Raw genomic sequence first — 19,962 nt, forward strand, 5'->3', positions numbered from 1 at the left:
AACCCGGAAGCTAAGCCCTTCAGCGCCGATGGTACTGCACTCGACAGGGTGTGGGAGAGTAGGACACCGCCGAACACCCGTTAACCGAAAGGGGACCCAACATATTGGGTCCCCTTTCGTGCGTTGTATGAGAGGAATGACTGTGTCGGAGAATGGCGACGAGCGTCGGTCCTTCCGTGGGGGAGGAGCGCCTCGATCAGGTGGCCCCCGTCGTGACAACGACGGGCGTGGATCACGCGGCGCTGCAGGCGGAGACCGCCGCGGTGGTGCCGGAGACAACAACCGTGGCGGCGGATTCAACGGCGGACAGCGTCGCGGCGGCGAGGGTGGGTTCACCCCTCGTGGACGCGACGGCGACCGCAACCGTCAGCAAGCACGACCTGACGAACCGGATTTGCCCGACAACGTAGAGCCCACCGAGTTGGACCCGGCCGTGCGTCGAGATCTGCTCAGCCTCGACAAGGACAACGCCAACACAGTTGCGCGTCACCTCGTCATGGCAGGCAAGCTTGTCGACGAAGACCCGGAACTTGCACTGCTCCACGCGCGCGCTGCTCGTCAGCGCGCCGGCCGAATTGCGGTCGTTCGTGAAGCTGCTGGAATCACCGCGTACCACGCCGGTGAATGGGCTGAAGCTCTCTCCGAGCTTCGCGCTGCCCGTCGAATGGCTGGTGGACCGGGTCTGATCGCTGTCATGGCCGACTGTGAACGCGGTTTGGGTCGACCCGAACGCGCAATCGAGCTCGGTCGTAGCGACGAGGCTGCCCTGCTTTCGGGCGACGAGGCTTCGGAGTTGAGGATCGTGGTCGCCGGCGCCCGCATGGATCTCGGTCAGTTCGATCAGGCAGTTGTCACACTGCAGACCAAGGATCTTGACGCAGCGCGTACCGGTGAAGCGGCGGCTCGGCTTTTCTATGCGTACGCTGATGCCCTCGTTGCAGCAGGTCGTGTCGAAGACGGATTGAAGTGGTTCCTCAATGCTGCAGCTGCAGACCTCGAGGGTGACACGGATGCTGAAGAACGGGTGGCCGAGTTGACCGGAGAAGATCAGTGACCGTGCTTCGTACTCAGTACGACGTACTTTTGCTCGATCTCGACGGCACGCTGTACGCCGGAGCTCATGCGATTCCCGGCACCCAGGCCGCGTTGGGTCAGGGTACGCAGGCTCTGTACTACGTGACCAACAATGCGAGTCGCTCGCCTTCGGCAGTGTCCGCGCATCTGACCGAACTCGGTTTCGATTCCGAAGACGATCGCGTGGTCACCAGTTCTCAGACGGCGGTGCGCCTGTTGGCTGAGCGTCTCGAACCCGGTGCCGCTGTACTCGTCGTCGGTACAGATGCATTGGCCGACGAGGTGACGCGCGTCGGTTTGCTTCCGGTGCGCGAATTCGCGCATTCCCCGGTTGCAGTCGTCCAAGGACATTCGACGGAGACCAACTGGTCGATCCTCGCCGAGGCATGCTTGGCGATCAGGGCCGGGGCGTTGTGGGTGGCTGCGAACCTGGACACCACACTGCCGTCGGAACGGGGTTTGGTGCTCGGCAACGGCTCGATGGTGGCGGCTCTGCGCGCCGCCACGAGGCAGGAACCCTTGGTGGCAGGCAAGCCTGCTGCACCGCTGATGGAGGATGCGCTTGCACGCAGTGGGTGCTCGCGTCCACTGGTCGTCGGTGATCGCTTGGACACTGATATCGAAGGCGCACATGCTGTTTCGATCGACTCACTGTTGGTACTGACCGGTGTGAGCACGCCGGGCGACGTACTGCGGGCGCCGATTGAGCAGCGCCCCACCTACATTGCAGCAACTCTGGATTCGCTCAATCAGCCGGCCGTCGAATCGCTGGTCGGTGCGGACTCCAAGTGGTCTGTCTCCGTGAACGGGTCGGCGCTGGTTGTCGACGGCCCGGTTGTCGGGGACGAGATGTCGCTTCTACGTGCGGTTGCGCCTGTCGCATGGGCTAATCCGTCGTTCCAGACCCTGGAAGCGTCGGATGCCGGCGTGGCGGATCTGTTTGCTTCCTGGCTCGTCTGATTTCTCGCAAATGTGTTCGACTCGCGGGGGTGTGGGTGTATGCGCAACCGAGAGTCATGCACTAACGTTGTGCCCGATGAGCACGCCGACACCGCACCCCGGAAACTCGAGCAACGGATCACCGCTGCCCGGGTCACGCCCTACCGTCGATCCGGAACGAATACGTTCTGACGTCGACGGTTTGCTGGCACGCCTCGGCGGCATCGAACACGATCCGAACGATCATCACGGAGCAGGTGTGATTCCGCAGAAGGCACATATTTTGGAACAGGCACACGAGGTGCTAGTCCAGGCACTCGCCTCTGTGGACAGGGCTTGACGTGGCACGTAGAGCACGGGTGGACGCCGAATTGGTTCGTCGCGGTCTGGCACGATCGAGAGATCATGCGCAAGAACTGATCTCCGCGGGCCGAGTTCTCATTTCCGGAGCCGTTGCGACCAAGCCCGCGACGGCGATCGAAGCCGGAACGCCGCTTCGGGTCGTCGAGGTGGAGCAGGAAGTCTCGTGGGCGTCGCGCGGTGCTCACAAACTGATCGGTGCCCTTGACGCCTTCGGTGCCGAAGGATTGACGGTCGAAGGTCGCCGGTGCCTCGACGCCGGCGCTTCCACCGGCGGGTTCACGGACGTTCTGCTGACACGCGGTGCGAAGGAAGTTGTCGCCGTCGACGTCGGTTACGGCCAATTGGTGTGGCGCCTGCAGTCCGACGACCGAGTGCATGTCATCGACCGAACCAATGTTCGCGCTATCGATGCCGAGACGATCGGCGGAACTGTCGATCTCGTTGTCGCGGACCTGTCGTTCATCTCTCTCAAACTGGTACTCGGGGCGTTTGTCGCCTGTACCGCTGACGGCGCGGACCTGGTTCCGATGGTCAAGCCTCAGTTCGAGGTGGGCAAGGACCGCGTCGGTGCCGGTGGCGTCGTACGAGATCCGGAATTGCGAATCTCCGCTGTGCTCGACGTGTCGGAGGCTGCTGCAAAGGTAGGTCTGCGGACGTTAGGTGTCGTGGCCAGCCCATTGCCCGGTCCGTCGGGAAATGTCGAGTATTTCCTGTGGCTTCGAAAGACGGGTACATCCGGCGACGAAGAGACGGATACCGACGCCGAGACGAACACCGAGGGAATTCCTACGGTGGAGGACATGATTCGCAAGGCTGTAGAGGAAGGGCCCCAGTGAACGCGGTCACGAACGGCGAGTCGCGCGAGATCCTTCTTGTCGCACACCCTGGTCGACGCGACATCACGGAAACTGCCAAGCGGGTCGGGAAGATCTTCGAGCGCGCGGGAATTGGACTGCGAGTCCTCGTCGACGAAGCAGACAGCTCGCGCATCGAAGCAATGACGGAACCAGAGGGTTTCTCTGCGCCGGGTCTCGACGTCACGGTTGTTCATCCCGGCCCTGATGCTGCCGTTGGATGCGAGTTGGTACTTGTTCTCGGTGGCGACGGCACGTTTCTGCGCGCCGCCGAACTCGCTCAAGAAGCGTCCATTCCTGTACTGGGCATCAACCTCGGACGGATCGGATTTCTGGCAGAGACCGAGGCCGAGCATCTCGACGAGGCTCTCGCACAGGTAGTTCGCAAGGAATATCGCGTCGAGTCCCGTATGACACTCGACGTCGTGATTCGGGTGGACGACGAGATCATCGACCGCGGGTGGGCGCTCAACGAGGCCAGTATCGAGAACCGTTCGCGTCTGGGAGTTCTCGAAGTTGTCCTCGAAGTCGATGGCAGACCGGTGTCCGCGTTCGGTTGCGACGGTGTTCTCGTGTCCACTCCCACAGGCTCGACCGCTTATGCATTTTCCGCAGGCGGCCCCGTCGTGTGGCCCGAACTCGAAGCATTGCTCGTCGTACCCAGCAACGCGCACGCGCTGTTCGCGCGGCCGTTGGTCACCAGCCCGAATTCGATTATCGCGGTGGAGACCGTCGCAGGCAGCCACGACGGCCTGGTCTTCTGCGACGGCCGTCGCACGTTGGAACTGCCTGCCGGCGCTCGCGTCGAGATCGTTCGCGGCGCCACTCCCGTCAAGTGGGTCCGGTTGGACTCTGCGCCTTTCGCTGATCGGATGGTTCGCAAGTTCGAGCTTCCGGTTACCGGATGGCGAGGAAGGAAGCCTTAATCGTGCTCGCAGAGATCCGTATCGACAGTCTTGGTGTGATCTCCGAGGCCAGCGCCCAGTTTCACGAGGGCCTGACCGTCCTGACCGGTGAAACCGGCGCAGGTAAAACGATGGTCGTCACCAGCTTGCACCTCCTCAGCGGAGCGCGAGCGGATGCCGGTCGAGTGCGGTTGGGCGCGTCGCGAGCCGTTGTCGAAGGACGATTCATCGCCGACGACGTCTCACCGGCCACCGAGCGTGAGATCGTCCGAATCCTGGAATCGTCCGGCGCCGAGCGCGACGAGGACGGGACCATCATCGCTGTTCGGACAGTCGGCAGCGATGGGCGGTCACGGGCTCATCTCGGCGGACGAAGCGTGCCGGCGGGAGTTCTCTCCGAATTCACGGACCCACTTCTGACTGTCCACGGACAGAACGATCAGCTGCGATTGCTTCGTCCCGACCAGCAACGCAACGCGCTGGACCGCTTCGGGGACAAGGCAATCGGAACGCTGCTGACGAGGTACCGCAAACACCGTCGTGAATGGCTCGATGCTCGTTCGGAGTTGATCGAGCGCACGTCGAAGGCTCGTGAACTGGCACAAGAAGCAGATCAGTTGACCTTCGCGCTCAACGAAATCGACGGCGTGGCACCCGAGCCCGGCGAGGACACGGCGATCGTTGCCGAAGTTCGTCGACTCAGTGAACTCGATTCGCTCCGCTCGGCTGCGGAAGAGGCGCACGCTGCGCTCGCCGGTAGTGACGACATGGCAAGCGGCGACGTCGGTGTCATGCCGGCGCTAGACCTGATGTCCGAAGCGAGGGCGCGCATCGAGTCGGTCACCGACGCCGATCTGGATGGCCTCGGTTCCCGGTTGGCCGACGCTATTGCCGTCGTCACCGACGTTGCCGGTGACCTGAACACCTACCTGTCCGGGCTGCCCGCAGACCCGGGTGCTCTGGACTCTTTGTTGTCGCGGCAATCGGAACTGAAGACTCTGACTCGCAAGTACGCCGCCGATGTCGACGGTGTTCTCGAATGGGCAGATACTGCTCGCGCTCGTCTATCCAAACTCGACGTGTCCTCGGATGCGTTGTCACTGTTGGCCAAGCAGGTCGAGGAGACGGCTGGCCTGACCGCGGAAGCCGCTACCAAGCTGAGCGCCGCGCGAGTCAAGGCGGCGGCAAAGCTCGCCAAAGCCGTCAGCGCGGAACTCGCCGGTCTGGCGATGGGACGTGCGGGCCTCGAGGTGACTGTGCGTTCGCAGCCTGCCGGCCCGCAGGACTCGGCGCCGCTCAGTGTCGGGGGAGTAGACCTTCATGCCGGGTCTGCCGGCGTCGACGAGGTGGAATTTCGCCTGTCCGCGCACAGTGGGGCACCGTCACTTCCGATCAGCAAGAGCGCTTCCGGTGGTGAGCTGTCACGCGTCATGCTGGCGCTCGAGGTTGTTCTCGCTGGTAGCGACACCGGTGCGACGATGGTTTTCGACGAGGTGGACGCGGGGGTCGGTGGCCGCGCTGCTGTCGAGATCGGCCGCCGATTGGCGAAACTTGCTCGCACGCATCAGGTTATCGTCGTCACCCACCTTCCGCAGGTTGCTGCGTTTGCCGACACCCACCTCGTGGTGGACAAGGTCGACGACAAAGGCGGAGTGGTGAGCAGTGGCGTGCGGACCTTGTCGGATTCGGATCGGGTGGTCGAATTGGCCCGTATGTTGGCAGGGCTGGACGACACCGAAACCGGTCGTGCGCACGCCGAAGAACTGCTCGAGATCGCGAATGCGGCCCGCGTCACAGATTGAAGGTTCTGTGGTGTTGGTGTGACTGATGTGGTAGTTGTCGGCGCGCCTCCACCGGTCAACGCGGTTTCAGGTTCATCATCGAAGCCATGAAGATGCCCGGATTGCTCTCACGTAACACCGAATCCTTGCCTGGGATCAGTGGCATCGCCAGGGCCGATCGGAACACGGCGAAGCTTCTACGCCGTGTCGGTCCTGGAGACATCGTGATCCTCGACGAAGTCGACATCGATCGCCGGACCGCCGATGCTCTGGTGAAAGCCGGAGTCATGGCCGTGGTCAACGCGTCGCCGTCGATTTCGGGGCGGTACCCCAACCTCGGACCGGAAGTGATCGTCGCCAACGACATCGTTCTCGTCGATGCTGTCGACGGTGATGTCTTCAAGAACATCAAGGACGGAAGCAAGATCCGCCTGCACGAGGGCGAGATCTTCAACGGCGAGAAGAGCCTCGTCAAGGGTGAAGAGCAGACCGAGGCCGAAATATCCGACCGGATGATCGAGGCCAAGACCGGCCTGGTCGATCACTTGGAAGCGTTCTCGGGTAACACCATCGAGTTCATCCGCACCGAAAGCCCGTTGCTCATCGACGGAATCGGTGTTCCGGACATCGATATCGACTTGAAGGACCGCCATGTCGTGGTCGTCTCCGACGGCCCCGAACGCGAGACCGATCTGAAGAACCTCAAGCCCTTCATCAAGGAGTATTCGCCGATCTTGATCGGTGTCGGCGCAGGTGCGGACGTGTTGAGCAAGGCCGGATACCGCCCCGATCTGATCGTGGGCGACCCGGAGGAAATCACCAGTTCCACGCTCAAGTCCGGCGCGGAAGTTGTTCTGCCTGCAGACCAGGACGGTCATGCGGCGGGGCTTTCCCGAATCCAGGATCTCGGTATCGGGGCGATGACGTTCCCGGCGACCTGCTCACCGACCGACCTTGCCCTGCTGCTTGCCGATCACCACGGAGCTTCACTGATCGTGACGGTCGGCAACGTGGTGTCCTTGGACGAGTTCTTCGACCGTGGGCGTCGTGAAAGCAATCCGTCGGCGTTCATGACACGGCTCAAGGTTGGACCGAAACTGGTCGACGCCAAGGCTGTGGCAACGCTGTATCGAAGTCGAGTGTCCGGCGGCGCGATCGCGCTCCTGGTGCTCGCCGCCCTGGTGGCAGTGATCGTCGCCCTGGTCGTGTCCAATGCCGGTAGTGAAGTTCTCGACTGGGCAATCGCAACGTGGAACAGCTTCGCGCTGTGGGTTCAGGGGCTCTTCAAGTGATTTCGATGCGTCAACATGCAATTTCCATAGCGGCAATCTTTCTGGCACTCGCGATCGGCGTGGTGCTCGGTTCCGGAATGCTGTCGAGTGGATTGCTGTCCGGTCTGCGTGACGACAAGGCGGACCTGCAGAACGAGATCGAAGACCTCAATCAACAGTCCAATCAGCTTCAGCAGCAACTCAATTCCGCGGACGGCTTCGATGCCGCTGTCGGCGGTCGCGTCGTGCGTGACAGTCTCGCTGGTCGCACCGTCGTCGTCATCACGGCACCGGACGCGGATCCCAGTGATCTCGACGGTGTCAACCGACTCGTCACTGCCGCCGGCGGTGCCGTGACCGGACGCGTCTCGCTCACCGATTCGTTTGTCGACGCCACCGGTGGTGACCGCTTGCGGACCGTCGTCACCAATGTCATCCCTGCGGGGATCACTCTCAAGACCGGTGCGGTCGATCAGGGCAGTCTCGCGGGTGATCTGCTCGGTTCGGTTCTGCTTCTCAACGGGCAGAACAGCGAACCGCAGAGCACTCCGGACGAGATGAATCTCGCGCTCGACTCGCTGCGTAGCGCCGGTTTCATCAGCTACGACGACGGAGCGGTCAAGCCGGCTCAGCTCGCGGTGGTTCTCACCGGCGACAACAAGAGTGAATCCGACGCAGCCACGGGTAACCGCGGCGCCGTCATCGCCCGGTTTGCCGGTGCTCTCGACGGACGCGGCGCAGGAACGATTCTCGCGGGCCGGCCTGGCTCGGCCGAGGGCAGTGGTCCGGTTGCCGTCGCGCGTGCGGACGCGGCGCTCTCAGCGGGCTTGACGACCATCGACAACATCGACCGGGAATCGGGCAAGATCACGACGCCGTTGGCACTTCAGGAACAGTTGAACGGCGGCGCCGGCCGCTACGGCACGGGACCGGGAGCGGCGGCGGTTACCGTCGGCGCACCCACCAACTGAACACCCCGGTATTGATACGCCGGTCACATCGGGGGCGGAAAGTCGGCGCGTTGTAGGCACCGACCCCCGATAGGTGTTACCGTGAAATCCCGTGGGTCGGCAGGCCCCAGCATGCTTCATCAGACCAAGCCCTGCACAGTCGTCACGGGAGCCCCTTTGCCACAGTCACGCACTAACACGCGTACCGCCACCAAGCACATCTTCGTCAGCGGAGGTGTAGCTTCCTCGCTCGGCAAAGGTTTGACCGCCTCGAGCCTGGGACAGTTGTTGACCGCGCGGGGAATGCGCGTGACCATGCAGAAGCTCGATCCCTATCTCAATGTGGATCCGGGCACCATGAACCCCTTCCAGCACGGCGAGGTCTTCGTCACCGAAGACGGTGCCGAGACCGACCTCGACGTCGGGCACTACGAGCGGTTCCTCGACCGTGACCTATCCGGTCAGGCGAACGTCACCACCGGCCAGGTGTACTCGACGGTCATCGCCAAGGAACGTCGTGGCGAGTACCTCGGTGACACCGTTCAGGTCATCCCGCACATCACCGATGAGATCAAGCGTCGCATCCTCGAGATGAGCGGCCCGGATCTGCAGGGACACCGCCCGGATGTCGTGATCACCGAAATCGGTGGAACCGTCGGCGACATCGAATCGCAGCCCTTCCTCGAAGCCGCTCGCCAGGTCCGCCACGACGTCGGCCGCGACAACGTCTTCTTCCTGCACGTCTCCCTCGTGCCGTACCTCGGCCCCTCCGGAGAACTCAAGACCAAGCCCACGCAGCACTCGGTTGCGTCCTTGCGCAGCATCGGCATTCAGCCCGACGCGCTGATCCTTCGTTGCGATCGTGACGTTCCGCAGGGCCTCAAGAACAAGATCGCCCTGATGTGCGACGTGGACGTCGACGCCTGCATCTCGACGCCCGACGCTCCCTCGATCTACGACATCCCGAAGGTTCTGCACCGTGAGGGCCTCGACGCCTACGTCGTTCGCCAGCTCGGTCTCCCGTTCCGCGACGTCGACTGGACCGTGTGGGGCAACCTCCTCGATCGTGTTCACCAGCCGCGTGAGACCGTGCGGGTCGCGTTGGTCGGCAAGTACGTCGACCTGCCCGACGCATACCTCTCCGTCACCGAGGCTCTGCGCGCCGGTGGATTCGCGAACCGGTCCAAGGTCGAGATCTCCTGGGTTCCGTCGGACGCCTGTGAGACCGAAGCCGGAGCGCAGGCCGCTCTCGGTGACGTCGACGGTGTTCTGATCCCGGGCGGCTTCGGCATCCGCGGCATCGAGGGCAAGCTCGGCGCGATCCGTTTCGCACGTTCACGCAAGCTGCCGCTGCTGGGTCTGTGCCTGGGTCTGCAGTGCGTCGTCATCGAAGCTGCTCGCAGCGTCGGCCTCGACGATGCCAACTCGGCCGAGTTCGAGCCGGACACCAAGCACCCGGTCATCTCCACGATGGCTGATCAGGAAGACGTCATCGCCGGTGACGCCGACCTCGGTGGCACAATGCGTCTGGGTGCTTACCCGGCCGTGCTGACCAAGGGTTCCGTCGTCGCTCAGGCCTACGGAACCGAGGACGTCTCCGAGCGTCACCGTCACCGCTACGAGGTCAACAACACGTACCGCGACCGGATTACCAAGTCCGGCTTGCAGTTCAGCGGAACCTCGCCGGACGGTCACCTGGTCGAGTTCGTCGAGTACCCGCGTGAGCAGCATCCGTTCTTCGTTGCCACCCAGGCACACCCGGAGCTCAAGAGCCGCCCGACGCGCCCGCACCCGCTGTTCGCCGCCTTCGTCGAAGCAGCGTTGACGTACAAGCTCGAAGAGCGCCTGCCCGTCGACGTCCACGGTGACGAGAAGATCGACACCGCTGCCACCGAGACGGCGCTCGACGCTGCAGTCGAGAACGTGGAAAAGGTCTAGCCACACATGAGCGATCCCGGTCGGCACGAATTCGACACCCTCGGCTCCAAGACGGTCTACACCGGCGCGATCATCGCGTTGCGCGTCGACACCGTTACGATGCCTGGTGGTCAGCGTGCCGATCGGGAAGTCGTCGAACACCACGGCGCCGTTGCCGTCGTGGCACTGGACGAGCACGACAACCTGGTGCTGATTCACCAGTACCGTCACCCGCTCGGGCACCGGTTGTGGGAAATCCCTGCCGGTCTGCTCGACGCTGCGGGGGAGAGCCCGGTCGAGGCGGCGGCGCGTGAGCTGGGCGAAGAAACCGGACTCGGCGCCGATCGATGGTCGGTGCTGGTCGATGTAGCTCTCTCACCCGGGTTCACGGACGAGGCGGTTCGCGTCTTCCTCGCCGAGGGGCTGCACGAGGTGGAGCGCGACGATCCCGAACACGAAGAAGCCGATCTCGAGATTTCGCGAGTTCCGCTCGCCGACGCCGTCGACATGGCGCTGCGCGGTGACATCGTCAATGCCACCGCGGTATCGGGCATTCTCGCGATCGCTACCGCACGCTCGACGGGAAAGCCGCTACGCCCCGCCGACGCACCGTGGCCCGATCGTCCTCGCGCATTCGGAGAACGCAAGTCGCGAGCCTGAAGTGCTTGCCCGACAGGTGGACTCGTATCTCGACCATCTAGCGGTCGAGCGAGGATCTGCGCGCAACACTCTGCTTTCGTATCGCCGCGACCTGAATCGGTATGCGGAGTACCTGAACGGGCGCGGCATCGACGACGTCGCGGGCGTGACGGAGAACGACGTCACCGAATTCGTGACACATCTGCGCCTGGGTGACAAAGATGCCGGAGTCGTACCGTTGGCAGCCAGTTCGGCAGCGAGGACCCTGATCGCGGTCCGCGGATTCCACAAGTTTTCCGCCGCCGAGGGCCTGGTCGGTGTCGATGTGGCTCGGACGGTCAAGCCGCCGACGCCCGGACGCAAGTTGCCCAAAGCTCTGCCGCTCGACGACGTGATCGCCCTACTCGACGCTTCGGGTGGCGGTGCGGCCGGTGACGGGCCCCGCGACCTGAGGGATCGCGCTCTCTTAGAGCTTCTGTACTCGACCGGAGCACGCATCACCGAGGCGATCGATCTGGACGTCGACGACATCGACACCGAAACCCGTTCCGTGCTGCTCAAGGGCAAGGGCGGCAAGCAGCGGATCGTCCCCGTCGGCAGGCCGGCGATCGCCGCCGTCGACGCGTATCTCGTCCGCGGGCGCCCCAGCCTCGCGACGCGTGGTGTTCCTGCCCTCTTTCTCAACGCTCGCGGGGGACGCCTCTCGCGTCAGAGTGCATGGCAGATTCTTCAGGACGCCGCCGCGTCGGCCGGGATCAAGGCGGACGTCTCACCCCATACGCTCAGGCACTCGTTTGCCACACACCTGCTCGACGGTGGCGCGGACGTACGCGTCGTGCAGGAACTTCTCGGTCACGCTTCGGTAACCACGACGCAGATCTACACACTGGTCACCGTCACAGCGCTGCGCGAAGTGTGGGCTCAGGCACACCCACGCGCCCGTTAGGCGTTGGTTGGCTCATGCGTGTCTGCGAGACCATTCGGTGATGTAAGCGGTAGCGTTCAAGGAGCGCGAGCGGCCTCCACCGCAGTTTCGGAGGTTTGCCGGCGCCGAGAGCAACCGCCGAAAGAGTAGGGGAGCATCGGACCGTGTCGACATCGCAGCCACCAGCGGCGGAGTCCGCGCCGCCGCATGTCAATGCCCAACTCTTCGAGCGCGTGAACGAATCAGCACCAGCTGTACCCTCCGAACCAGAGGCGATGTTCGAAATAGATACGACGCCAGTAGCCTCTCCACCTGCGGAAACCCCTGCTGTTTCCACGGAAGAACTCGGTCCGACGGGCCGGCCGGTCCGCGAGGTACCCCAACCGACACCGTTGGCGCATCACGGACCCGCGATGATCATCGCGATGTGCAACCAGAAGGGCGGCGTCGGCAAGACGACGTCGACCATCAACCTGGGTGCGTCGTTGGCCGAATACGGTCGCCGAGTGCTCCTGGTGGATCTCGATCCCCAAGGAGCGTTGTCTGCTGGTCTGGGCGTTCAGCATCACGACCTGGAACTGACCGTCCACAATCTCCTGGTCGAACCGCGTGTGTCCATTGACGACGTGTTGATGCGCACTCGGGTGGACGGTCTGGACCTGCTCCCCAGCAACATCGACCTTTCGGCCGCCGAGATTCAATTGGTCACCGAGGTCGGGCGTGAGCAGACTTTGGGACGCGTGTTGCACCCGGTTCTCGATCGGTACGACTACGTGCTCATCGACTGCCAGCCGTCGCTTGGCCTGCTCACGGTGAATGCGCTGGCGTGCGCCGATTCGGTCATCATTCCGATGGAATGCGAGTACTTCAGCCTGCGCGGCCTGGCACTTCTCAACGACACCGTCGAAAAGGTGCACGACCGTCTCAATCCGAAGCTCGAGTTGGCCGGCATCGTCGTCACGATGTTCGACGCCCGGACCCTGCACGCTCGTGAGGTGATGGCGCGAGTGGTCGAGGTGTTCGGCGACGTCGTCTACGACACGGTGATCAACCGCACCGTTCGATTCCCCGAAACCAGCGTCGCCGGTGAGCCGATCACGACGTGGGCGCCGAAATCGGCTGGCGCCGAGGCATATCGAGCCTTGGCCCGCGAGGTCATTCACCGGTCTGGTCGTTAGTGGAACTGATTGCATCGCAAGAAGATCCGGTCGAAGTCGAGCCGGATTCGATCGATCCGAACGTGCCGACCGACGCTCAGACCGCAGCCAAGGCTGCCGGTTTCCGAGTCACTCTCCGAAACTTCGAAGGCCCGTTCGATCTGCTGTTGAACCTGATCAATCAACGGCAGCTCGACGTCACCGAAGTCGCCCTTCACACCGTCACGGACGATTTCATCGCGTACACCAAGGAACTCGGCAGTGCGATGGGCCTTGATCAGACGACGGAATTCCTGGTCGTCGCAGCTACGCTTCTGGATCTGAAAGCGGCCAGGTTGTTGCCCGCCGGTCAGGTCGAGGACGCGGAGGATCTGGCGCTTCTCGAAGCACGTGATCTTCTCTTCGCGAGACTGCTGCAGTACCGGGCGTACAAACAGGTTGCGGCGCTGTTCGGTGAGTTGGAGGAAGCAGCGATGCGGCGCTATCCGCGCTCGGTTGCCGTCGAGGATCAGTTCACCGAACTCCTGCCCGAGGTGTTGTTGGGCGTCGACCCTCAGCGTTTTGCGGAGATCGCGGCGACGGTGTTCACACCGCGTCCAGTGCCGACAGTGGGCCTCGATCACCTCCATGTGTCCAATATCTCGATACCCGAACAGGCCGAGCGAATTCTCGAGTTGCTGCGCGAGCGAGGCATCGGGGAGTGGACACCATTCGGGGACCTCGTTGCCGAGTGCGAAATCACCGTCGAGATAGTGGCAAGGTTTCTCGCATTGCTCGAGCTGTATCGCCGGCAGGTCATCGTATTCGAGCAACCCGAGGCCCTCGGACCGCTGATGGTGAGTTGGACCGGAGACGACCCGGCCGCGCCGGTCACAGAGGAGGACTACGGATGAACGCCGAACCGACGGAATCAGAGTCTTCGCAGCTAGACGAGATTATCGAGCCTACCGACGACGCCTCGGAGTCCGAAGAGTCTGCACCCGATTTCGACCTCGACGACGATCAACTCGACGCAGTGCTGGAGTCGCTTCTGCTTGTCGTGGATTCGCCGGCGGAAGTGAACCAACTCGCATCTGTCACCGGAACCGCGCCGGAGCGCGTCGAAGAACGCCTGACGTCGATGTCGGCCGCATTGACCGCTCGCGGCAGCGGAATGGACCTTCGCTACGCGGGCGACGGATGGCGTCTGTACACGCGACAAGAGTTTGCCCCGTACGTGGAAAAGCTGCTATTGGACGGCGCACGCACCAAATTGACCAGGGCGGCATTGGAAACTTTGGCCGTAGTCGCATACCGTCAACCGTTGACTCGTGCGCGGATCAGTGCGGTACGAGGCGTCAACGTGGACGGGGTGGTACGCACCCTCCTTGCCCGCGGACTGATCGCGGAAGCCGGGCCTGACCCGGACACCAACGCGACACGGTACTCCACGACCGAACTGTTCCTCGAACGGCTCGGCCTGGCCTCGCTCAGCGAGCTCCCGGAGTTGGCCCCGCTCTTGCCTGATGTCGATCTCATCGACGACATCAGCGAAAGCCTGGAATCCGATCCGCGATTTGCGAGAATGAACAAGGCAGACGTGCCCGCTGACGTAGTGGACACCGAAGTCGACGACTGACCGGAATACCGGCCGTCGTCAGCACCGAGAAAGACCCGACCACGCTCGGGAAACAGTAGAAAACTGACAGGAAAAAAGTGAACAATCCCGCTCGCCGAGATGGCACACCGGACCGTAACAACTCCCGCGACAACCGCGGCGCACGCAGCGATGCACCCCGTGGTGGTCGCAGCGACGCCCCCCGCGGCGCACGTAGCGAAGCGCCCCGTGGTGGACGCAGCAACACTTCCCGCAGTACCTCCGGATACGACCGCAACGCCGGATCCGACCGTCCCCGCACGGACGACCGTCGCGGTGGATTCAATGATGACCGTCGCCCGCCGCGCAGCGATGACCGTCGCCCTCCGCGCAGCGACGACCGTCGCCCTCCGCGCAGCGACGACCGTCGCCCCGCACGTACGGATGACCGTCGCGGCGGTTACAACGACGATCGCCGCGGACCGCGCAGCGACGACCGCCGTACCCCCCACGTCGACGCCCGTCGCGCACCACGCGGTGGCGCCGACCGTCGTAGTGACGATCAGCGCGGCGCACGCCCCGACGCTCCTCGCGGCGGCGCATGGTCGAACGCACCTCGTGGATCCAAGTTCGACGGACCTCCGCGCAAGCGCCCGGCAGCTCCCACACCGCCGGCGACCAACAAGCGTGGCAAGCCGAAGACCGAGAAGCCGCAGCGCGTGGTCTCTCAGAACCCGTTGGTGTCCAACGCCAAGCCGGCACGTCATCAGCACGCCGAGATCACCAAGCACGACGGCCCGCCGAAGGGCGACGGCGTCCGCTTGCAGAAGGTACTGGCTCAGGCCGGCGTCGCATCACGCCGTGCAGCTGAAGAACTGATCGACCAGGGTCGCGTCGAGGTCGACGGCCGCATCGTGGTCGAGCAGGGTCTGCGTGTCGACCCCGAGAACGCAGTGGTTCGTGTCGACGGCGTCCGCGTCGTCGTGCAGAAGGACCTCGTCTACCTTGCGATGAACAAGCCGCGTGGCTGGCAGTGCACCATGTCCGACGATCTCGGTCGTCCGTGCGTCGGTGACATCGTCTCCGAGCGCGTTCAGTCGGGTCAGCGGCTCTTCCACGTCGGCCGTCTCGACGCCGACACTGAAGGCTTGCTTCTCTTCACCAACGACGGCGACTTGGCTCACCGCCTGATGCACCCGTCGTTCGAGGTTCCGAAGACGTACCTCGCCACGGTTCACGGCGTTGTCGAGCGCAGCACCGGCAAGCAGCTTCGTGACGGTGTCACTCTCGATGACGGTCCGGCCAAGGTGGACGCGTTCACCGTGCTCGAGATCAACGAGGGCAAGACGCTCGTCAAGCTCGTTCTGCACGAGGGTCGCAAGCACATCGTGCGTCGTCTCCTCGATGCCGTCGGTCACCCCGTTGTCCGTCTGGTTCGCACCAACGTCGGAGTTGTCGCTCTCGGCGATCAGCGTCCGGGAACGCAGCGCGTCCTCGGACGTAGCGAGGTCGGTGGACTGTACGAGGCGGTCGGCCTGTGACCGATTCGTCCATGCCGCTGGTAGTCGCTATGGACGGACCGTCCGGAACCGGCAAGTCCAGCGTCTCTCGCGCGTTGGCGCAGCGTTTGGGTGCTCGCTACCTCGACACCGGAGCCATTTACCGGATCGCGACCCTGCACGTGCTTCGTCAGGGAATCGATCTGGCTGATTCCGCCGCGATCACCGCTGCCGTTGCGGCATTGCCGTGGTCCATCGGTACCGATCCAAGCAGTGAGCAGGTGCATCTCGACGGCGCGGACGTCAGTGAGGAGATCCGCGGCGACGCGGTCACCAAGGCTGTCTCCGCGGTCTCGGCTGTGCCCGAGGTTCGCGACCTGCTGGTCGCCACTCAGCGTGAGTTGGCGGCCGGTGCGGAGCGGATCGTAGTGGAAGGTCGCGACATCGGAACCGTCGTACTCCCCGATGCAGATGTCAAGATCTTCTTGACCGCATCGGCGGAAACCCGTGCAGCACGGCGCAATACGCAGAACGTCGGCCAAGGCCGTGAAGACAATTACGAAGCGGTGCTGGCTGATGTGCAGCGCCGTGACCATCTCGATTCGACTCGGGCAGTGTCGCCGTTGCGCCCTGCCGAGGATTCCATCCTGGTGGATACGAGCGAATTGGGAATTGAAGATGTGATCGCCAAGTTGCTGTTGGTGGTCAGCGACAGAACTGGAGCAGTGCAGTGAGCGACGATCTGGTAACCGAATATGCCGGTGACGGAACTTGGTCCGAGGAATCGGAGTGGGATTACGCCGATCTCGAAGCGGACGGCGAAGGCGAAGCGCACATTGCCGTCCCGACCTTGGCTGTTGTCGGTCGACCGAACGTCGGCAAGTCGACGCTCGTCAACCGCATCATCGGCCGTCGTGAAGCGGTAGTCGAGGATATCCCCGGCGTTACCCGTGACCGCGTCTCGTACGAGGCGAACTGGGCCGGACGGCGCTTCCTCGTCCAGGACACCGGCGGATGGGAACCCGACGCAAAGGGTCTTCAGCAGGCCGTTGCCCGCCAGGCCGAATTGGCCATGGGAACGGCTGACGCCATTCTCCTGGTCGTCGACGCCGTTGTCGGCGCTACGACGACGGACGAAGCTGTCGCTCGAGTGCTTCGCCGCTCGAAGACTCCGGTCATCCTCGTTGCCAACAAGGTGGACGACGGACGCACCGAGTCCGAGGTTGCAGCGCTGTGGTCCTTGGGCCTCGGTCAGCCGTACTCCGTGAGTGCGACGCACGGACGCGGTACCGGCGACCTGCTCGACGAGGTTCTCGAGAAGCTACCGGAAACCCCGCGTGAAGGTATCCCCGGCGGCGGCCCGCGTCGTGTTGCTCTCGTCGGAAAGCCGAACGTCGGAAAGTCCAGCTTGCTCAACAAGCTGTCCGGTGACGAGCGGTCCGTCGTGCACAATGTTGCCGGCACCACCGTCGACCCCGTCGACTCCATCGTCGAACTCGGCGGGCGCCCTTGGCGTTTCGTCGACACGGCTGGTCTGCGCAAGCGTGTCAGCCATGCCAGCGGCGCGGAGTTCTATGCGTCGCTGCGTACGAAGAGTGCGATCGAGGCCGCTGAGGTCGCGATCCTGCTCATCGACGCACACGAGCCGATCACCGAGCAGGACCTCCGTGTTCTGAGCATGGTGGCCGACACGGGTCGTGCATTGGTGATCGCATTCAACAAGTGGGACCTCGTGGACGAGGACCGTCGACTCATGCTGGACAAGGAAGTGGACCGCGATCTGGTCCGCGTTCCGTGGGCTCAGCGAGTCAACATCTCCGCCCACACCGGTCGCGCTGTGGCGAAGCTCGTGCCGGCTCTCGACACGGCTCTGGAGTCCTGGGACAAGCGCATCCCCACGGGTCGCCTGAACACCTGGCTCAAGGAAGTTGTGGCGGCCACGCCGCCTCCGATGCGTGGTGGTCGCCTGCCTCGCATCATGTTCGCGACTCAGGCAAGCACGCGCCCGCCGACATTCGTTCTCTTCACCACGGGCTTCCTCGAGGCCGGCTACCGCCGCTTCATCGAGCGGCGTCTGCGTGAAGAGTTCAACTTCGACGGCAGCCCGATCCGCGTATCCGTCCGAGTGCGCGAGAAGCGTGACCGTAAGGGCCGCTGATTCTGCGTCCAAATCGGTACGGAAAAGGCTCTGACCAGCCGATTGGTACTTCGGCCCGTCCCTGATGTAATCTTTTCAAGCGCCCGAAACAAGGGCGTGGGACGGGCTGTGGCGCAGCTTGGTAGCGCACTTGACTGGGGGTCAAGTGGTCGCAGGTTCAAATCCTGTCAGCCCGACCGAAGTTAGATCAAAAAGGCAGTTTCTCAGAAATGAGAAACTGCCTTTTTTGTATGTGCCTCACAGGTTCGGCAACGGATCTCGTGGGAAGTCCTGCGGTGACGTGAGCTCCGCGTCGGCAGCATTCACGACTGCAACATATTCTTCGTCGATCTCGTACGTAATGCCCGCCGCAGTGAAGTGCGGTGTGGATGCAGTATCGACCGGGCTGAGAACGGTCATTCTCGGAAACTGGGTGAGGATCGACCTCGGCACTTTTCTGGACCGAAAGCTCGTCGACAACACGGTGATCGCCTTTCGGCTCACCACGACAAACACACTCGGTTTCGCGCTCATCAGAACGTCTGCTGGAAATACGTACCGGATCTCGTTCTCTGGATCCAGGTAAGACCGAAGGCGCTCGCGAGCATCCGCAGAAACCGGCATGCGCGGAAGGCTAGCTCAGTTTCGCTGACTGAGGCGAATATTGTGGACGGCAACGGTTGCTCCGAAGAGCGCGATCAGAATGGCGGTAAAGATTGCTGCCAACCACCACGGCGCCGAACCTGCTGTATTCAGCCAAATGATCAATGCACCGAAAATTGTAGTCGGAATGCCGACAGCACGAGACAGGTCGACGTTCCTCGGATTGACCGGCGGTGTTCTCCACCAATGAAGGCGATGTCCTCGATTCTCACGCAGCATTCGCAGGAAGGACCAGACAGTAAGCGGCAGGCCAATCGCGAGGATGACCATCCCGCCAATGATCGCCAAAGTGGACCCGTCTCGGAAGTACGTCACGGCAGCGCCCACAACACCTGCAAAACCGATGGCCGTGAATACTTTCCACGCCGGGGTTATGGACTGGCCATGCGGTTGTGTTGCCATGCAAGCACCCTTCCACAAAACATGCGCGAAAACTTGAAGCCTGTTGCGGCCGTCGATTGTGCATCAGAGTGACAGTCAAACTCGGCAGGCAGTTAACTATTCCGAGTACAGCGACTGCGATACCCGCCCTCAAAAGAGGTGCTGTCTCCCAATAGTTGTCAACGACGCGGAATGTCCCGATCAGGCTCAAAACCTAACCTGCGAGTTGAGCACGCCGAACCCGCTGTGCCGCTCGCGATGAGGACGGTCCCACCGCGAGAGGTATTCTCCACCCGTAGTTTCCGTGAGCTGCGAGGCGAGCGCCGTAGACATGGGCAGCAGTAGCAAGAATCAGTGCGCCCAATGCGATCAACGTCGTTGGTCCCTTCTTCGATTACCGTCGACGTTATCGCTCCTTCGTGCATTTTGGGTTGCAACCGCTTTCTGCGCCGGCGCACAATTTTCCCTACTGGCATGATCTCTTCGTATGACGGGGATTCGGATCGCGTGGGTTGTATTGGCGGTTGCCACCGGGATTCTAGGATCCGCGACGGCACAGTGGCCGCTGTACGAGATCACCGATTGTGAAATAGGCCTCGGCCCGCTCAGTTCTGCCGATTGTTACCGCTCGATTCACGACTATTTCGGGCGGGAGCTCTTCTTGGTGCTGGCGTTGCCGGTGGCTCTGTGCGTCATTCCAGCCGTGATTCCGCGACCATTAGTTTCCTGGATCGTCTCGGCGACAATGCTCTGCGCTGCAGTAGTGGGTTTCTTTACCGCTTTCAGCTCGGATATGCCTTCTCTGCTCTCGATGGTGGGGAGCCTCCCTGCGGCAGTGCTGGCATTGGTACTTGCCGCAGTGCATCAGGGGATCGCATTGCGCAACAAGGGCGGGCTTCGGTGCGGGCTAGGCGCGGAGTGACGCAATAGG

Annotated in this window: 20 protein-coding genes, 1 tRNA gene and 1 rRNA gene; 20 read left to right on the plus strand and 2 right to left on the minus strand. The window is 62.9% G+C overall.

Annotated elements, in window-relative coordinates:
• From rrf to AC2ETI_RS00095, 19 genes are all read left to right on the plus strand, one after another.
• A 5S ribosomal RNA gene (gene rrf / locus AC2ETI_RS00005) occupies nucleotides 1-75 on the plus strand; the annotation flags it as partial.
• A gap of 61 nt (nucleotides 76-136) precedes the next feature.
• Entirely contained in the window at nucleotides 137-1,054 is a 918-nt protein-coding gene (locus AC2ETI_RS00010) for a hypothetical protein (RefSeq protein WP_483633426.1), read from the plus strand.
• Nucleotides 1,051-2,034 (plus strand): HAD-IIA family hydrolase, encoded by a 984-nt coding sequence (locus tag AC2ETI_RS00015; protein ID WP_483633427.1) that lies wholly within the window; start codon nucleotides 1,051-1,053, stop codon nucleotides 2,032-2,034. Before AC2ETI_RS00010 ends, AC2ETI_RS00015 begins: the two co-directional genes overlap by 4 nt.
• Nucleotides 2,035-2,110: 76 nt before the next feature.
• The gene (locus tag AC2ETI_RS00020; RefSeq protein ID WP_019748595.1) at nucleotides 2,111-2,353 is read left to right on the plus strand and encodes a hypothetical protein; all 243 of its coding nucleotides are present in this window, start codon (nucleotides 2,111-2,113) and stop codon (nucleotides 2,351-2,353) included.
• Nucleotide 2,354: 1 nt separating this feature from the next.
• On the plus strand, nucleotides 2,355-3,212 hold the full coding sequence (locus AC2ETI_RS00025; protein WP_019748594.1) for a TlyA family RNA methyltransferase: 858 nt from the start codon (nucleotides 2,355-2,357) through the stop codon (nucleotides 3,210-3,212).
• A complete protein-coding gene (locus AC2ETI_RS00030) occupies nucleotides 3,209-4,156 on the plus strand; it encodes an NAD kinase (RefSeq protein ID WP_019748593.1) in 948 nt (315 codons plus the stop codon). Before AC2ETI_RS00025 ends, AC2ETI_RS00030 begins: the two co-directional genes overlap by 4 nt.
• A gap of 2 nt (nucleotides 4,157-4,158) precedes the next feature.
• A complete protein-coding gene (gene recN / locus AC2ETI_RS00035) occupies nucleotides 4,159-5,937 on the plus strand; it encodes a DNA repair protein RecN (RefSeq protein WP_003946143.1) in 1,779 nt (592 codons plus the stop codon).
• Nucleotides 5,938-6,023: 86 nt separating this feature from the next.
• Nucleotides 6,024-7,208: a putative cytokinetic ring protein SteA gene (gene steA, locus AC2ETI_RS00040; protein ID WP_019748591.1), complete on the plus strand. Its 1,185-nt coding sequence runs from the start codon at nucleotides 6,024-6,026 to the stop codon at nucleotides 7,206-7,208.
• Entirely contained in the window at nucleotides 7,205-8,158 is a 954-nt protein-coding gene (locus tag AC2ETI_RS00045) for a copper transporter (RefSeq protein WP_019748590.1), read from the plus strand. Before steA ends, AC2ETI_RS00045 begins: the two co-directional genes overlap by 4 nt.
• Before the next feature lie 156 nt (nucleotides 8,159-8,314).
• A complete protein-coding gene (locus AC2ETI_RS00050; protein ID WP_483633428.1) occupies nucleotides 8,315-10,075 on the plus strand; it encodes a CTP synthase in 1,761 nt (586 codons plus the stop codon).
• 6 nt (nucleotides 10,076-10,081) lie between these two features.
• Nucleotides 10,082-10,714 (plus strand): NUDIX domain-containing protein, encoded by a 633-nt coding sequence (locus AC2ETI_RS00055; protein ID WP_483633429.1) that lies wholly within the window; start codon nucleotides 10,082-10,084, stop codon nucleotides 10,712-10,714.
• Between the two features lies 1 nt (nucleotide 10,715).
• On the plus strand, nucleotides 10,716-11,639 hold the full coding sequence (xerD, locus tag AC2ETI_RS00060; protein WP_019748588.1) for a site-specific tyrosine recombinase XerD: 924 nt from the start codon (nucleotides 10,716-10,718) through the stop codon (nucleotides 11,637-11,639).
• 143 nt (nucleotides 11,640-11,782) lie between these two features.
• Nucleotides 11,783-12,796, plus strand: a complete 1,014-nt coding sequence (locus AC2ETI_RS00065; protein WP_020969711.1) for a ParA family protein — start codon at nucleotides 11,783-11,785, stop codon at nucleotides 12,794-12,796.
• Nucleotides 12,796-13,668, plus strand: a complete 873-nt coding sequence (locus tag AC2ETI_RS00070) for a segregation and condensation protein A (protein WP_483633430.1) — start codon at nucleotides 12,796-12,798, stop codon at nucleotides 13,666-13,668. The genes AC2ETI_RS00065 and AC2ETI_RS00070 overlap by 1 nt, the downstream gene beginning before the upstream one ends.
• Nucleotides 13,665-14,393, plus strand: coding sequence for an SMC-Scp complex subunit ScpB (gene scpB / locus AC2ETI_RS00075; RefSeq protein ID WP_229757153.1), 729 nt, complete (start codon nucleotides 13,665-13,667; stop codon nucleotides 14,391-14,393). Before AC2ETI_RS00070 ends, scpB begins: the two co-directional genes overlap by 4 nt.
• A 77-nt stretch (nucleotides 14,394-14,470) precedes the next feature.
• A complete protein-coding gene (locus AC2ETI_RS00080; protein WP_308370691.1) occupies nucleotides 14,471-15,892 on the plus strand; it encodes a pseudouridine synthase in 1,422 nt (473 codons plus the stop codon).
• An 11-nt stretch (nucleotides 15,893-15,903) separates the two neighbouring features.
• The gene (gene cmk, locus AC2ETI_RS00085; RefSeq protein ID WP_029255443.1) at nucleotides 15,904-16,584 is read left to right on the plus strand and encodes a (d)CMP kinase; all 681 of its coding nucleotides are present in this window, start codon (nucleotides 15,904-15,906) and stop codon (nucleotides 16,582-16,584) included.
• Nucleotides 16,581-18,008: a ribosome biogenesis GTPase Der gene (gene der, locus AC2ETI_RS00090; RefSeq protein WP_019748583.1), complete on the plus strand. Its 1,428-nt coding sequence runs from the start codon at nucleotides 16,581-16,583 to the stop codon at nucleotides 18,006-18,008. Before cmk ends, der begins: the two co-directional genes overlap by 4 nt.
• A 102-nt stretch (nucleotides 18,009-18,110) precedes the next feature.
• A tRNA-Pro gene (locus tag AC2ETI_RS00095) sits at nucleotides 18,111-18,184 on the plus strand.
• A gap of 61 nt (nucleotides 18,185-18,245) precedes the next feature.
• Here the strand turns inward: AC2ETI_RS00095 and AC2ETI_RS00100 are convergent.
• Both AC2ETI_RS00100 and AC2ETI_RS00105 read right to left on the minus strand, forming a co-directional pair.
• The gene (locus tag AC2ETI_RS00100; protein WP_020969707.1) at nucleotides 18,246-18,611 is read right to left on the minus strand and encodes a hypothetical protein; all 366 of its coding nucleotides are present in this window, start codon (nucleotides 18,609-18,611) and stop codon (nucleotides 18,246-18,248) included.
• A gap of 15 nt (nucleotides 18,612-18,626) precedes the next feature.
• The gene (locus tag AC2ETI_RS00105; RefSeq protein ID WP_020969706.1) at nucleotides 18,627-19,052 is read right to left on the minus strand and encodes a hypothetical protein; all 426 of its coding nucleotides are present in this window, start codon (nucleotides 19,050-19,052) and stop codon (nucleotides 18,627-18,629) included.
• 466 nt (nucleotides 19,053-19,518) lie between these two features.
• On the opposite strand from AC2ETI_RS00105, the gene AC2ETI_RS00110 reads away from it, so the two are divergent.
• A complete protein-coding gene (locus AC2ETI_RS00110; protein ID WP_020907859.1) occupies nucleotides 19,519-19,953 on the plus strand; it encodes a hypothetical protein in 435 nt (144 codons plus the stop codon).
• The last annotated feature ends 9 nt before the right edge of the window (nucleotides 19,954-19,962 follow it).

Source organism: Rhodococcus sp. MurmanLake-1 (assembly GCF_056945715.1).

What these genes read in the sequence shown, in the direction of transcription:
- AC2ETI_RS00055 (WP_483633429.1), top strand. Translation starts at nt 10,082, where the DNA reads ATGAGCGATCCCGGTCGGCACGAATTCGACACCCTCGGCTCCAAGACG.
- scpB (WP_229757153.1), top strand. Translation starts at nt 13,665, where the DNA reads ATGAACGCCGAACCGACGGAATCAGAGTCTTCGCAGCTAGACGAGATT.
- AC2ETI_RS00010 (WP_483633426.1), top strand. Translation starts at nt 137, where the DNA reads ATGACTGTGTCGGAGAATGGCGACGAGCGTCGGTCCTTCCGTGGGGGA.
- AC2ETI_RS00100 (WP_020969707.1), bottom strand. Translation starts at nt 18,611, where the DNA reads ATGCCGGTTTCTGCGGATGCTCGCGAGCGCCTTCGGTCTTACCTGGAT.
- AC2ETI_RS00110 (WP_020907859.1), top strand. Translation starts at nt 19,519, where the DNA reads ATGACGGGGATTCGGATCGCGTGGGTTGTATTGGCGGTTGCCACCGGG.
- cmk (WP_029255443.1), top strand. Translation starts at nt 15,904, where the DNA reads ATGCCGCTGGTAGTCGCTATGGACGGACCGTCCGGAACCGGCAAGTCC.
- AC2ETI_RS00020 (WP_019748595.1), top strand. Translation starts at nt 2,111, where the DNA reads ATGAGCACGCCGACACCGCACCCCGGAAACTCGAGCAACGGATCACCG.
- AC2ETI_RS00105 (WP_020969706.1), bottom strand. Translation starts at nt 19,052, where the DNA reads ATGGCAACACAACCGCATGGCCAGTCCATAACCCCGGCGTGGAAAGTA.
- steA (WP_019748591.1), top strand. Translation starts at nt 6,024, where the DNA reads ATGAAGATGCCCGGATTGCTCTCACGTAACACCGAATCCTTGCCTGGG.